This is a genomic window from Paraburkholderia sp. UYCP14C (assembly GCF_004197395.1).
GTDB lineage: Bacteria > Pseudomonadota > Gammaproteobacteria > Burkholderiales > Burkholderiaceae > Paraburkholderia.
Genome location: NZ_SELS01000006.1, coordinates 195509 through 208348, shown reverse-complemented (window position 1 = coordinate 208348; position 12840 = coordinate 195509). Strand labels below are relative to the sequence as shown.

Here is a 12840-nt window from a genome sequence, read left to right as displayed (position 1 = left end):
TTTGACTTTTCAGTTTGTCAATCTGAAAATTGCGCATCATGGGAATCGCCGAACGAAAGAATCGCCAGAAGCAGGCGCTGCGCGAACGCATCCTCGATGCCGCGCGGCGTATCGTCGTGCGCGAGGGCTTTGCCGCGCTGTCGATGCGCAAGATCGCCGACGCCATCGAGTATTCGCCCGCCACCTTGTACCTCCATTTCGCGAGTCGCGACGACATCGCGCGGGCCTTGTGCGCGGAGGGTTACGCGCAATTGCTCGCGACCTTCGTGCCGCTCGTGCAGATCGCCGATCCGGCCGAGCGGCTGAAGGCGCTCGGGCGCGCGTACGTCGCGTTTGGCGTCGAGCATCCGGAAACCTACCGGCTGATTTTCATGGAGGATCCGAGCTATACCGGCGCGGCGCTCGGCGGCGCGGCTGGCGCGGGCAAAGACGGCGGCAACCCGGGTGACGCAGGCGGGAACGCCGGGCATCGCGGTTCAACCGCCTCCCGAGGCGGGGCCGCCGACGAAACGAACGACGACCCCGGCGACGCCGCGCTGCACATCATGATCGACGCGCTCGACGAGTTGCGGGCGGCGGGGCGTGTGTCGGCGTCGGTCGCATCGATGGAGCCGGCCGTCTGGGCCGAGGCGTTGTGGGCCAGTCTGCATGGCATCGTCGCGCTGAATCTCACGTGCCCGGTGTTTCCGAGCGCGCCGCTCGAGACGCTCGTCGGCGTGACGCTCGACGCATGGCTCGGCGCACCGCAGGCCGTGGAGGCGGGCGCAACCCACGGTGCCGCAGTGCGCGGCAGAAAACCCGTCGCGCGGCGCCACGCCGAGCCCGCCGGCTCCACGGATCCAGCCCCCGAGCCCGCCAGCAAACGCAAAGCGGCAGGCCCGTGATAACGTTCAGTTCCACCTGATCCCACGCTCCCGCGCCAGCTCTCCATGTCCACCTCCGCCTCGCCCGCCGCTAGCGACGAAATCGCGACCCACGTAACCAACCGCATCGGCTTCATCGAACTGGAGCGGCCGAAAGCGCTGAACGCGCTGTCGACCGGCATGATCCGCGCGATTCACGCGGCGCTCGATCAGTGGCGCGAGGATCCCGAGGTGCTGGCCGTCGTCGTGCGCAGCCGGCATGAGCGCGCGTTCTGCGCGGGCGGCGACATCCGCTTCATGTACGAGGCGGCGCAGCGCGGCGACCAGCAGGCGCGCGACACGTTCTTTACCGAGGAATACCGTCTCAATCACGCGATCTTCGTGTATCCGAAGCCGTATATCGCGTTGATGAACGGCATCGTGATGGGCGGCGGGATGGGCATTTCGCAGGGCGCGCATCGCACCGGCGGTCTGCGCGTCGTCACGCAATCAACGAAGATGGCGATGCCCGAAACGCGTATCGGCCTCTTTCCCGACGTCGGCGCGAGCTGGTTTCTCGCGCGCACGCCCGGCGCGATCGGCCGCTATCTGGCGGTGACCGGCGAGACGATCGGTGCGGCCGACGCGCTGTACGCGGGCCTCGCCGATGCGTACATCGACGACGCGGCGTTACCCGCGCTCGTCGATACGTTGAGCGGCGAGCCGTTCGAGCGCGGCGCGGATGTGGTGGCGTGCGTCGAGCGCGAGACGGCCGCGTATCAGGTCGCGCCGCAGCCTGAGGAGAGCGCGCTGGCGAAGGCGCGGACGTTGATCGACCGGCATTTCGCGCTGCCCGACGTCGCGCGGATACTCGCGTCGCTCGAACAGGAACGCGAACGCGGCGGCGACGCGGCCGAGTGGGCCGAGCAGACGATCGCGGTGCTGCGCGAGCGCTCGCCGCTGTCGATGGCGGTCTCGCTCGAAGTGGTCACGCGCGCGGAAGGGTCGATGGCCGACGTGCTGCGCGCCGATCTCGATCTGACGCGCTCGAGCTTCCTGCTCGGCGATACGGTCGAAGGCATTCGCGCGCGCATCATCGACAAGGACAACGCGCCGCGCTGGCGTTTCGCGCGCATCGAAGACGTCAATCGGACCGATGTGGAGAAGATGTTCGACAGCCCGTGGCCGGCGAACGAGCACCCGCTAAGCGCTCTGCGTGGATGAGCGGTTACTGAACGCGCGCTGAGCTTGCGGTGAGCTCGCACCGAACGCACGGCGTCGCGATCCCGCCCGCGCGAATCTACGCGTTGCGCGAATTCACGCGCGCCGCGCTTATTCCTCTTCCTCGCTCGCCATGAACGCGCGCATGAACACGAGCGCGCCCCAGCCCCACATCGCATTCGCCGCGAAGCCCACCGCGAGGCGCGGCAGCATGTTGCCGCTCGGCCAGATGCCGCGCAGCGGATCGACGACGAACACGCTCGCCGCCGTCAGCACGATGCCGCCGAACACGAACGCCGGTACCCAAGGCGCGTGCCGATGCGGCGCGACGCGCAGGAGCCAGGCCATCAGCACGGCCCAGCACGCGCTCCAGATCGCGTTCGCAATGAACTCAGGCAGGCCGAGCGGCAAAAAAGGCGCTATCGAAAAACCGCTGGGATCGATCATGCCGGCGGCGTGCATCAGCGCCAGCGTCGATTCGCGAAAGAACAGGGAAGCCAGAAAACCGGCGACGAACGGCAGAATAATTTTGTGCATGCATTGCACCGGCAACGTACAGGCGACGCGAATCGCAAGACCTGTACCGGGTGATTGGAAACGAGCGCCATTATATCGATCGGGGTGCGGCGGCCGGGGCGGCGTGTATAAAGCGCAACAACCGTATGCGGTAACGCCGGGCTAATCAGGAAAGCGGAAATCCTAAGCTCAAAAAAATCGTTCAAAAGCCGCGGACCGCTCCATAGACTGTTTCCTCATGCAGACGGCGCGGGTGTCGCCGTCATCCGTTAAATCGAGCGCATCACGCGCCCGCTGGTCGAGGAAAGCCGTCGCAATGTCGAGCCTCACGCCGAATCTCCGTTGTTGCAGAACCCGCGCGCGGTCGTGTTCGCGGTGCCGTCCGCCAGGCGCATAGGCTTTCGTTGCTTTGATGCAGCCGCCGATGGACTGAGTCCATCGTCCGTATCTCAATCCTTCAACACGTCGCAGCGCCTTGCCGGTTGCCGGCTCGATGCGCGCGGCCGGCGCTCGCGCCCACCGTTTTCAATCCGTCAAGAACAGGCAGGAGCAACAACATGAATGTGTTCTGGTTCATTCCGACTCACGGCGACAGCCGCTATCTCGGTACGTCCCAAGGCGCACGCGCAGCCGATTACGACTACTTCCGGCAGATCGCCGTCGCCGCCGATACGCTCGGCTACGAGGGCGTGCTGCTGCCGACCGGCCGCTCGTGCGAGGACGCCTGGGTCGTCGCGTCGAGCCTGATTCCCGCGACGCAGCGATTGAAGTTCCTCGTTGCGATTCGCCCGGGGCTGTCGTCGCCGGGGCTCGCCGCACGCATGGCGGCAACGTTCGACCGGCTGTCCAACGGGCGTCTGCTGATCAACGTGGTGACGGGCGGCGACGCGGCCGAGCTGGCCGGCGACGGCGTGTTCGTCGATCACGACACGCGCTACGAAATCACCGACGAGTTCCTGCATATCTGGCGCAAGCTGCTCGCGGCTTCGCACGGCAACGAAGCGATCGATTTCGACGGCAAGCATCTGCAATCGAAGGGCGGCAAGGCGCTGTATCCGCCGGTGCAGAACCCGCATCCGCCGCTGTGGTTCGGCGGCTCGTCGGCGGCCGCGCACGATATCGCGGCCGAGCACATCGACACCTATCTGACGTGGGGCGAGCCGCCCGAAGCGGTCGCGAAGAAGATCGCCGACATTCGCTCACGCGCGGCGGCGCGCGGCCGGCAGATCCGCTTCGGCATCCGTCTGCACGTGATCGTGCGCGAGACCGAGGAGGAAGCGTGGGCTGCCGCCGACAAGCTGATCAGCAAGCTCGACGACGACACGGTCGCGCGTGCGCAGGCCTCGTTCGCGAAGATGGATTCGGAAGGGCAGCGCCGCATGGCCGCGCTGCACGGCGGCAAGCGCGGCGGGCGCGAGCAGCTCGAAATCTATCCGAACCTGTGGGCGGGCGTCGGGCTCGTGCGCGGCGGCGCGGGCACCGCGCTGGTCGGCAGTCCGGAGCAGGTGGCCGCGCGCATGAAGGAGTACGCCGCGCTCGGCATCGAGACGTTCATCCTGTCGGGCTATCCGCATCTCGAGGAATCCTACCGTTTCGCCGAACTCGTGTTTCCGCTGCTGCCGCAACGTTTCAGCAAGGTCGCCAACGGGCCGTTGTCGGGGCCGTTCGGCGAAATCGTCGGCACCAGCTATCTGCCGAAAGCGGCGAGCGCGAGCGGAATGAACGCGAACGCGTGGTCTGGGTGACACGCGCACGACGATCGACAGGCAAGGAGAAGAGCCAACATGAGTGACACTACTTTGAGCGCGGGATCGGGGGCAGCCCCACAGCCCGCGCCCACGACGCGCGCTGTCGCGCTGCGCCGTTTCGGCGCGCACGTGCTGCCCTGGCTCGCGCCGATCGCGATCCTGCTCGCGTGGGAACTCGCCGCGCGCAGCGGCGCGCTGTCGACGCGTGTGCTGCCGGAGCCGCTCGCGGTCGTGAAGGCCGCATGGTCGCTGATCCAGTCCGGCGAAATGTGGGCCGACGTGAAGGTCAGCACGTGGCGTGCGGTGTCGGGCTTCGCGATCGGCGGGGGCATCGGTCTCGTGCTCGGACTCGCGACGGGGCTGTTCAAACCCGCCGAAATCGTGCTCGATTCGACCGTGCAGATGATCCGCAACATCCCCGCGCTCGCGATGATCCCGCTCGTGATCCTGTGGTTCGGCATCGAGGAAGAAGCGAAAGTGTTTCTCGTCGCGCTCGGCGTGTTCTTCCCGGTCTACGTGAACACGTTCCACGGCATCCGTTCGGTCGACGCGAACCTGATCGAGATGGCGCGCAGCTATGGCGTCAAAGGCTTCGCGCTGTACCGCCACGTGATTCTGCCGGGCGCGCTGCCGTCGATCCTGGTCGGCGTGCGCTTCGCATTCGGGCTGATGTGGGTCACGCTGATCGTCGCCGAGACCATTTCCGCGCAATCGGGCATCGGCTACATGACGATGAACGCGCGCGAATTCCTGCAAACCGATGTGGTGGTGGTCGGCATTCTGCTGTACGCGGCGCTCGGCAAACTCGCGGACATGCTCGCGAAGAGCCTCGAGCGCGTGTCGCTGCGCTGGCATCCGGCCTATCAGCGAGGAGCAAAAGCATGAACGCAACGACGCTATCGACGACTTTCGGCGGCATCGCGGGCAGCGATCTCGAGACCGAACTCGCGCAGCCGCGGCTCGCGGATCATGACGCGAACGAGGCTGCGCAGGTTGAGCGGGATGCTGTGGGCGGTGCAAGTTTCGGCTCACATCACGGCTCGCAGCGCGGCTCACATCACGGCTCACATCACGGCTCACTTCACGGATCACATCACGGATCACATCACGGATCACAGCGCGGCTTGCAACCCGCCGCGCTGGCTCGCGGCGATGCGCGCCGCGCCACCGACTACGCGGTGCAATTGCGCGGCGTCGGCAAACGCTATGGCGAGCGCGAGGTGCTGTCGGGCTTCGATCTGTCGATCGAGCGGGGCAGCTTCGTCGCGATCGTCGGCCGTAGCGGCTGCGGCAAATCGACCTTGTTGCGGCTCGTCGCGGGTCTCGAAGAGGTCAGTTCGGGCCTGCTCGAAAAGCGCGCGGAGAACGGCGGTCCGCTCGACACCCGCATCATGTTTCAGGACGCGCGTCTGCTGCCGTGGAAAAGCGTGCTGCAGAACGTGATGCTCGGCCTCGGCCGCGGCGCGCGCGACGATGCGCGCGCGGTGCTCGCGGAAGTCGGTTTGCTCGAACGCGCGAACGACTGGCCCGCGCAGCTATCGGGCGGCCAGCGGCAGCGCGTCGCGCTTGCGCGGGCGCTCGTGCATCGTCCGCAATTGCTGCTGCTCGACGAACCGCTCGGCGCGCTCGATGCGTTGACGCGCATCGAAATGCATACGCTGATCGAAAGGCTGTGGCGCGAGCATCGCTTCACCGCGCTGCTCGTCACGCACGACGTGCACGAAGCCGTCGCGCTCGGCGACCGGATTCTGCTGATCGAGGAAGGCCGCATCGCGCTCGATCAGCCGGTCGCGCTTGCGCGTCCGCGCGCGCGGGCGTCGGCGGGCTTCGCCGCGCTGGAAGAGCACGTGCTGCAACGCGTGCTGAAAAACGCGCCGAACGACGACACGCTCGCGCATCGCGCGTATGAGCCTTATGACCCGTACGGCTTGCCCGAAGCGGGCCGTCTCACGCGGCCGAGCGAGGTGCGCTGGGCCGTCTGAGTTTTCCGGCCGAATCGATCCGATCCGTTCCGTTCCGTTATCAACTGCTTCTGTGGAGTTATCTGAAATGAGCATTACCGCCATCAACGTGCGCAATCAGTTCAAAGGCAAGGTCAAGGAAATCATCCGCGGCTCGGTGGTGTCCGAGGTCGACGTGGAGACGCCGTTCGGCATCGTCACGTCGGTGATCACGACGCGCTCGGTCGACGAACTCGACCTGAAAGTCGGCTCGGAAGTGGTCGCGCTCGTGAAGTCGACCGAGGTGTCGATCGCGCGGCTCTGATGACTTTCCGCTGATGCGAGCGGCGCGCGCGGCGGCTACTTCGCGTTTGCGCCGCTTGCGGGCGGCTCGTGCGACATGTGGTCATTGGTCGGCCTGGCCGGACGCTTGATCGGCATGTTGTCCGGGTTGCTCGAACCGCCGGCACCCGATGCCGCCTCGGGCGGTTTGGCCATCGGCGGGTGGCTGTCCGGTGGTGCGCTGGGTGTCGTTTGCGCGACGGCGCTCGCGCCGCCCGCGAGCAGCGCCGCCAGCGCGACGCCAGTGGCCGTCAAGCCGGCCCATTTGTCTCGCTTCATGTCGTTCTCCTTCGATGTCGCGCGCCATCGGTAGGCACGCGACCGTGTGCACGATTGGCTAGTAGCAGGCGGTGTTCCGGGGCCGTTGCCGGCGCGATGAATCGCGCTGCTAACGGTGCCGTTGCTAACTCACGCCGCGTCCAGACGCCAATTCCCAGACTCGACGCTCCAGCCAGCGGTCGTATCGGGCGCGCACACCTGCATCGGCCGATGAAACTTGCTACGATGAATTGAGCATTCCGACGGAGACGGCCATGTCGAAGTCCTTGAGTCCCGAAGCGGTCGAAGCGTTGCGGCGTCTGAACGACGTCGGTGTCGGACAGACGGCGCCCGAAGTCGCGCCGTCCGTCGTGGCGGAGTTACTGGCATGCGACCTCGTTGCCGAAGCGGGCAGCGGTGGGGTCGAAATCAACTGCAACGGCCGGCAGTACCTGTCCGGCGATTGCAACTGATCCGCTGATCGGCGGCCGGCTGCACGGCCGGCGTCGAGAGCGAGGCGGCGCGTCGCGGGTAAGTCGCGAGCAGGTGCCTGGTCATCGCGAGGCCCGCTGGATGCGCGCGTTCGCTTGCCCGCAATCAGGCATTCGACGGAGGCGAGCATGGAGCCGAAGGGCGTCGACATGGGCGACTACCAGGCGCGCTATGGCGACTACGACATCGAAGTCGCGGTCGAACAGGTGCTGACCGGGGTCAAGGCGCATTTCCGGGTGTTACGTGACGATTCGACGGTGGTCGACTGGCAGCTCGTGCATATCGATAGCTTGTGGTCCACCGAGCATGCGGCCGCGGAGGCGGCTTTGCGCGCGGCGCGCGAATTGATCGACGCGGGGCTGGCGAGTTAGAGGTGACCCGGCGCGTCGCGGCGGAACGGGACACCACGCGAACCGGACAAAGTTGCGGCAGGCTCGCGACAGAAGGAGGCAGCAAACGTATGGCTGCGCGGACAGGGTGTCAGACGCAGTACAGCCGACGTAAACGCAGCTGGGCGCCGGCATCGATACTGCATGCGCGGCGCCCAGTTTGATCGCTGCCTTCAGAGGCAGCGGATCGGACAGTTCTGCTGGCGGCTTAGTGGCCGAAGAACACCGATTGCGGACCCGTCGTGGGTTCGCTACGCGTGCCCGATTGCGTCGACACGCTCTTCACGCCGCCGTACGCGTTCGATTGCGTGTTGGCTTGTTCGGCAGCGACGGTCTGCGCGCTCTGACCTTGTTGCGAAGCCGGTGCGCCAACCGCCGGACGATAGTACGGTGCCGGACCGTAGCCGCTTGCGAAAGCGGGAGCGGCGATCGAGGCCGAAGCGGCAACCAGCAGGGCGGCGATGAACTTGGTCTTCATGGTAGGACTCCGATAACGTTTCGACTGCATTTCAGGAAGATGTTGCAGGAGCCAGTGAACCCAGGTGTCTGCAACTTCGATGGAAGGCAGTGTATACCCCTACTATCGAAAATTTGTATCGATAATCTGAAATTACTGTTCCCGATCGAGAAACAATCGGTCAGACGTAAGCGTGGCAAGGCAGGCCGGTGATCCGGCCCTGTTGACCAAGCAATTTTTGAGGCGCCGGGGAAGGCGGGAAGGGACGGGGTGAGGGCGGAAAATTGCAAAAACGTTCTGGAAAGTGCAGAAGACCGCCAGCAAAACTGAAACGGCGTCGTGATTGCTCACAACGCCGTTTGCTTGAATTCTTTGGGCGGCTCATGGGAGTCGAATCCACGACTCGCTGCGCATAAGTTCAGGGATGGGTGCGCGCGCCGGTTACTCGTCCGGGCTGCGGGCGACGGTATTTATCGACGTCGGTTCGGCGGCAGGGTCAGCGAGGTACTGCGCTGAGTTTCCACAACGGATACTTCGTCGGCTTCATGATCTGGGAGAAGTTGTCTTCGAAGTCCTGCGCGTCCAGGTAACACGACAGGGACCAGTCATTCTTCATCTCCACATCGCTTCCGTCGTCGGCCGCGAACATCTCGGTCACCACAATGAAGCGGTCCCAGACGGAGGTGGACTTCAGCAACACCGCCACGGCATGGACGGTCCATTGGGTTCCGCGTCGGTTCGGGTTGAGCGAGTACACGAGAGCCATTCCATCTCCTGGCTCGAAGCCCTCCCGGGTGGCGTCTACAGCGTTGTTTATGCGGTGGGGGGGAAAGGCGTCGAAGGCGATCTGGTTCATGTCATCAACGTCGATGTCTGCCGAGGTGCCGCCGATGGACATCAAGACGCGCGCGCCGATGCCATCGTCAATGCGCGCCCCGGAGTGCGCGTTTGCATGAACGCACTTGAGCGTATGTTCGGCACATTCGATACAGGTGTCAGGCAGCATCAGGCTGCTCGCGCGAAACAGGTGGTATTTCGCCGAGGTGGCATCGCTGGCGTCACCATATGAGTGCCCGTGACGAGTCGGTGCGCTGACGGCAGATCACGGCCGTTTTGGCGTCCGGCGAGCGTCCAAGCGCATCGCTCATCAAATTGCGAGCGGCTAATCGTTGGGCGCGCGCACGCCTCGCGTTTAAGCTGCCGCGCATCGTTGCGACGTGGTGCGCATCGAAGACGGACTATCGTGGCTTGATTGACCCGCGCTGGCAGTACGCGCGCGATTCCAGGAACGGTGGATTTGGCAAGATTTCGGCCGGCGAGGTGGATTTCAGATGCCTGGCGCCGAGCGGAGCGAAATAGCGCCACGCGTTAGCGGAGCGGCCGGAGAATCTAGGAATCTCCCCGGTCGCAGCTTCCGCACGCGGCGCGCCGGAATTCCCTACGTGGCGCCTACACGAGCGCCAGAAAGCAAAAAGCCCAGTCGTGAGGACTGGGCTAGGTGCTTGAATTCTCTGGGGTGGCTGATGGGACTCGAACCCACGACGACAGGAATCACAATCCTGGACTCTACCAACTGAGCTACAGCCACCATTAACATCTGCTTGACTTGCTTCAAAAACCTGTCTCGCCGACGAAGAAACGAGATTATAGGGACTAGATTCGGGTTTGCCTAGTCCTTTATTCAAAAATATCGATGGGCTCGCGCAGATGCTGCCTTGCCTCGTCGAAGATGGTCAGATCGCGGGCCGCGAGCCGCTTGCTGTCGGACAAAACTCGACGCCAGCCACGCGCACCCGCTTCGCCGCGATACAGCCCGAGCGCATGGCGCGTGATCGCGCCGAGATAGGTGCCGCGCGCCATTTCGGCCGCGCAATACTCGATCAGTTTGGCTTCGACCTGCTCGCGCGTCAGCGGCGCCTGCGCGGAGCCGTAGAAGCGCGCGTCGACATCGGCGAGCACATAGGGGTTGTGATACGCCTCGCGCCCGAGCATCACGCCGTCGACGTGCTGAAGATGCGTGTCGACCTCGTCGAGCGTCTTGATGCCGCCATTGATGATGATCTCCAACTGCGGAAAATCGCGCTTCAGCTGATACGCGTAGTCGTACTTGAGCGGCGGAATCTCGCGGTTTTCCTTTGGGCTCAAGCCCTTCAGGATCGCGTTGCGCGCATGAACGATAAAGACCTCGCAGCCGGCTTCGGCGATCGTGCCGACGAAATCGCGAACGAAGCCGTATTCCTCGACCGTATCGACGCCGATGCGGTGCTTGACCGTGACCGGCACCGATACGACGTCGCGCATCGCCTTCACGCAATCGGCGACGAGTTGCGGCTCGTTCATCAGGCACGCGCCGAACGCGCCGCGTTGCACGCGCTCGGACGGGCAGCCGCAATTCAGGTTGATCTCGTCATAGCCCCATTGCTCGCCGAGCTTGGCCGAGCGCGCGAGATCGTCGGGCTCGCTGCCGCCGAGTTGCAGCGCGACCGGCGCTTCGTCGGGCGTGAACGCGAGATGACGCGGCACGTCGCCGTGCAGCAGCGCACCGGTCGTCACCATTTCCGTGTAAAGCCACGTATGGCGCGAAATCATCCGATGCAGCGAGCGGCAATGACGATCGGTCCAATCCATCATGGGCGCTACAGAAATTCGGCGAGGGCTTGAATTCATTGGGTTTCGGCGCCAGCACTGAGCTTGGCGGGTGTTTCGGTGTGGCGTGATTGCACGCGGTTTCTGTGCGATTTCCGGGTGTTTCCGGTCAAGTGCTACGGTGTAGCACCGACTTCTGGTCTGTAGCACCGGGGAGGCGAGGGGAACAATCTCGGCGCGGGAGCGCAAAGACAAGAGTATAGGCTACCCGGCACAGATACGTCTGAAGGCAGGCGGGAAGGTCGTCTACACCGGGCCGAAGACTTTCGACCGGCGCCAGGCGGCGCAGTCATGGATCCACAAGCGTGAGCGCGAGCTGGCGCAGCCTGGCGCGCTAGAGTCTGCCGTGAAGGAAGATCCGACACTGGCCGACGTCTTCGACCGGTACGTCAGGGAGCCGCGCCGCGCCATCGGGCGCGCAAAAGAGCAGGTGCTACTGGCGAACCTGGTGGCACCGATTGGCGAGATGCAGTGCAGCCGGATCGTCAGCCAGACGTACGTGCAGTTCGTGCAGAGCCTGAAGGTCAAACCTCAGACGGTTGAGAATGACATGTTGTGCCTCGCCGCGCGCGTACACGTGGCGCGGCCGGCGTGGGGCTACCCACTCGACGAACGGCAGCGCGTGGATGCGCGCACGGTGCTGAAGAAGCTCGGCGCGACGGGCACGTCACGGCAGCGCGATCGCCGTCCGACGCTCGACGAACTCAACCGAATCATCGAGCACTTTGCCGAGATTCGCACTCGGCGCCGAACAGCGCACCTATGCAGGCGCTAACTGCCTTCGCGATCTTCCCGGCGCGCCGCATGGACGAAATACTCCGGATCACGCATGAAGATCTGGACGAGACGCATAGCCGCGCGCTGGCGCGTGAGCTGAAGCACCCGGGCCCGACGCCCATCATCAAGGGGCGGCCGACGAAGTCGGGCAGGATCTTTCCCTATGCGGACGACGCCGTTGGCGCGGCGTTCGCACGCGCGTGCCAGTTTCCGGAGATTTTGGCTCAGCACCTGCACGACATGCGGCATCACGGTGTGTCGCGCCTGTTCTAACTCGGCTGGACGATACCGCATGTCGCAGCCGTGCCGGGCCATAGGTCGTGGTCATCGGTGAAACGGTACACGCACATGAAAGTGCGTGGCGATTGCATGGAGGGATAGAAGTGGTTCGACGTGATTGCACCACTGCAGACGACGCCGGCGAGCTGATTGCACTCCTTGATAGCCGCGTTCCGGCGCTTGTCGATGTACCCGGCGAGATCTGTCAGGTGAACACCTTTCGCACCTTTCTGCGACGTCTCCATGCGCACGAGAGGCAGCGCAATCTCCCTGGCCGAGATCTTGCGCAGCAGAGTCGGCACTTTGAGCGACGCGAAGTAGTCGCGGCAGACGACAACGATCGGGATAACCGCCGCCGAGTCGTATTGCGCCATCAACAGAAAAGCCGCACTCATCTGACACCTCATGTGTTGCGGCTGACCTTGATGACTCGCGGTGCTGCCCCGGTCACGCTTTGAATCAGAAAGAGTTGGGCCGCGCGCTGGCGGCGATGTAGAGCGGGTGCTTTGGGCTGGCGTCCAGGTTCATACCGGGATGAAATAGCTTCCAGTCCATGCTGATGGTGCGAAGGAGGTGCAGCACATCAGGCGCGCGGGTCGACACGGCTTTGTGCGAGCCCCACGCGCAGATGACCATCTGACGCACGATCGACCACGACGTTACCAACCTGTTCCCGCTGCCGACCGATTTCACCAACTCGCTGCCCGAACCAACCACACGTGAAAACCCGCAAAGCCGAAATTGGGTCATGCACCGCATTGCTGCGTCCTCGTGCGGATTGCGCCACTGAAATGTCGAGCGGTAAAGAGAGCGCCGGCCACGTCACTCCGGTCCAAATCCAGGTCGGCTCCATTCCGCGATGGAATAGTGTCTATGACGTCGCGTCTATAGAGCGATTAATTTGGCGGCCCTAATGTAGTCCAACAGCGACGG

18 protein-coding genes and 1 tRNA gene are annotated in these 12840 nt (G+C 64.4%); 10 read left to right on the top strand and 9 right to left on the bottom strand.

All coding sequences use genetic code 11. The features are described 5' to 3' along the window. Window positions 1-38 precede the first annotated feature (38 nt). Window positions 39-884 (top strand): TetR/AcrR family transcriptional regulator, encoded by an 846-nt coding sequence (locus EVC45_RS08005; RefSeq protein WP_129957469.1) that lies wholly within the window; start codon window positions 39-41, stop codon window positions 882-884. A 45-nt stretch (window positions 885-929) separates the two neighbouring features. After that, window positions 930-2066, top strand: coding sequence for an enoyl-CoA hydratase/isomerase family protein (locus EVC45_RS08000; RefSeq protein ID WP_129957468.1), 1137 nt, complete (start codon window positions 930-932; stop codon window positions 2064-2066). Window positions 2067-2174: 108 nt separating this feature from the next. Here the strand turns inward: EVC45_RS08000 and EVC45_RS07995 are convergent, their stop codons facing one another. Then, the gene (locus EVC45_RS07995) at window positions 2175-2600 is read right to left on the bottom strand and encodes a hypothetical protein (protein WP_129957467.1); all 426 of its coding nucleotides are present in this window, start codon (window positions 2598-2600) and stop codon (window positions 2175-2177) included. Between the two features lie 168 nt (window positions 2601-2768). Then, the gene (locus EVC45_RS45550; protein WP_168991429.1) at window positions 2769-2909 is read right to left on the bottom strand and encodes a hypothetical protein; all 141 of its coding nucleotides are present in this window, start codon (window positions 2907-2909) and stop codon (window positions 2769-2771) included. Window positions 2910-3136: 227 nt separating this feature from the next. Between EVC45_RS45550 and ssuD the strand changes: the two genes are divergently transcribed. The 4 genes from ssuD (at window position 3137) to EVC45_RS07975 (ending at window position 6592) form a co-directional block, all read left to right on the top strand. After that, window positions 3137-4324 carry an FMNH2-dependent alkanesulfonate monooxygenase gene (gene ssuD, locus EVC45_RS07990; RefSeq protein WP_129957466.1) on the top strand — a complete coding sequence of 396 codons (1188 nt, stop codon included), beginning with the start codon at window positions 3137-3139 and terminating at the stop codon, window positions 4322-4324. 39 nt (window positions 4325-4363) lie between these two features. Continuing rightward, entirely contained in the window at window positions 4364-5212 is an 849-nt protein-coding gene (ssuC, locus tag EVC45_RS07985) for an aliphatic sulfonate ABC transporter permease SsuC (protein ID WP_129957465.1), read from the top strand. Then, entirely contained in the window at window positions 5209-6309 is a 1101-nt protein-coding gene (locus EVC45_RS07980) for an ATP-binding cassette domain-containing protein (protein WP_129957464.1), read from the top strand. The genes ssuC and EVC45_RS07980 overlap by 4 nt, the downstream gene beginning before the upstream one ends. A gap of 67 nt (window positions 6310-6376) precedes the next feature. Further along, window positions 6377-6592: a molybdopterin-binding protein gene (locus EVC45_RS07975; protein ID WP_129957463.1), complete on the top strand. Its 216-nt coding sequence runs from the start codon at window positions 6377-6379 to the stop codon at window positions 6590-6592. Window positions 6593-6627: 35 nt separating this feature from the next. On the opposite strand, the gene EVC45_RS07970 is transcribed toward EVC45_RS07975, so the two are convergent. Continuing rightward, a complete protein-coding gene (locus EVC45_RS07970) occupies window positions 6628-6888 on the bottom strand; it encodes a hypothetical protein (protein WP_129957462.1) in 261 nt (86 codons plus the stop codon). A 254-nt stretch (window positions 6889-7142) separates the two neighbouring features. Between EVC45_RS07970 and EVC45_RS07965 the strand changes: the two genes are divergently transcribed. Then, on the top strand, window positions 7143-7340 hold the full coding sequence (locus tag EVC45_RS07965; protein ID WP_129957461.1) for a hypothetical protein: 198 nt from the start codon (window positions 7143-7145) through the stop codon (window positions 7338-7340). A 147-nt stretch (window positions 7341-7487) separates the two neighbouring features. Beyond that, window positions 7488-7730: a DUF6566 family protein gene (locus tag EVC45_RS07960; RefSeq protein ID WP_129957460.1), complete on the top strand. Its 243-nt coding sequence runs from the start codon at window positions 7488-7490 to the stop codon at window positions 7728-7730. A gap of 226 nt (window positions 7731-7956) precedes the next feature. On the opposite strand, the gene EVC45_RS07955 is transcribed toward EVC45_RS07960, so the two are convergent. From EVC45_RS07955 to dusA, 4 genes are all read right to left on the bottom strand, one after another. Continuing rightward, entirely contained in the window at window positions 7957-8226 is a 270-nt protein-coding gene (locus EVC45_RS07955) for a hypothetical protein (protein ID WP_129957459.1), read from the bottom strand. 475 nt (window positions 8227-8701) lie between these two features. Beyond that, a complete protein-coding gene (locus EVC45_RS07950; RefSeq protein ID WP_129957458.1) occupies window positions 8702-9211 on the bottom strand; it encodes a hypothetical protein in 510 nt (169 codons plus the stop codon). Window positions 9212-9717: 506 nt separating this feature from the next. Beyond that, a tRNA-His gene (locus tag EVC45_RS07945) sits at window positions 9718-9793 on the bottom strand. A gap of 89 nt (window positions 9794-9882) precedes the next feature. Then, window positions 9883-10833: a tRNA dihydrouridine(20/20a) synthase DusA gene (dusA, locus tag EVC45_RS07940; RefSeq protein ID WP_248295059.1), complete on the bottom strand. Its 951-nt coding sequence runs from the start codon at window positions 10831-10833 to the stop codon at window positions 9883-9885. 364 nt (window positions 10834-11197) lie between these two features. Between dusA and EVC45_RS46150 the strand changes: the two genes are divergently transcribed. Together EVC45_RS46150 and EVC45_RS46145 are read left to right on the top strand one after the other, a co-directional pair. Next, on the top strand, window positions 11198-11626 hold the full coding sequence (locus EVC45_RS46150; RefSeq protein ID WP_211193389.1) for a hypothetical protein: 429 nt from the start codon (window positions 11198-11200) through the stop codon (window positions 11624-11626). Window positions 11627-11655: 29 nt separating this feature from the next. Beyond that, window positions 11656-11901, top strand: coding sequence for a hypothetical protein (locus EVC45_RS46145; RefSeq protein ID WP_211193388.1), 246 nt, complete (start codon window positions 11656-11658; stop codon window positions 11899-11901). On the opposite strand, the gene EVC45_RS47590 is transcribed toward EVC45_RS46145, so the two are convergent. Then, window positions 11898-12281, bottom strand: coding sequence for a pyocin activator PrtN family protein (locus EVC45_RS47590; RefSeq protein WP_306770769.1), 384 nt, complete (start codon window positions 12279-12281; stop codon window positions 11898-11900). The genes EVC45_RS46145 and EVC45_RS47590 overlap by 4 nt on opposite strands. 85 nt (window positions 12282-12366) lie before the next feature. Next, entirely contained in the window at window positions 12367-12657 is a 291-nt protein-coding gene (locus EVC45_RS07925; RefSeq protein WP_168991428.1) for a DUF1643 domain-containing protein, read from the bottom strand. Window positions 12658-12840: the final 183 nt, after the last annotated feature.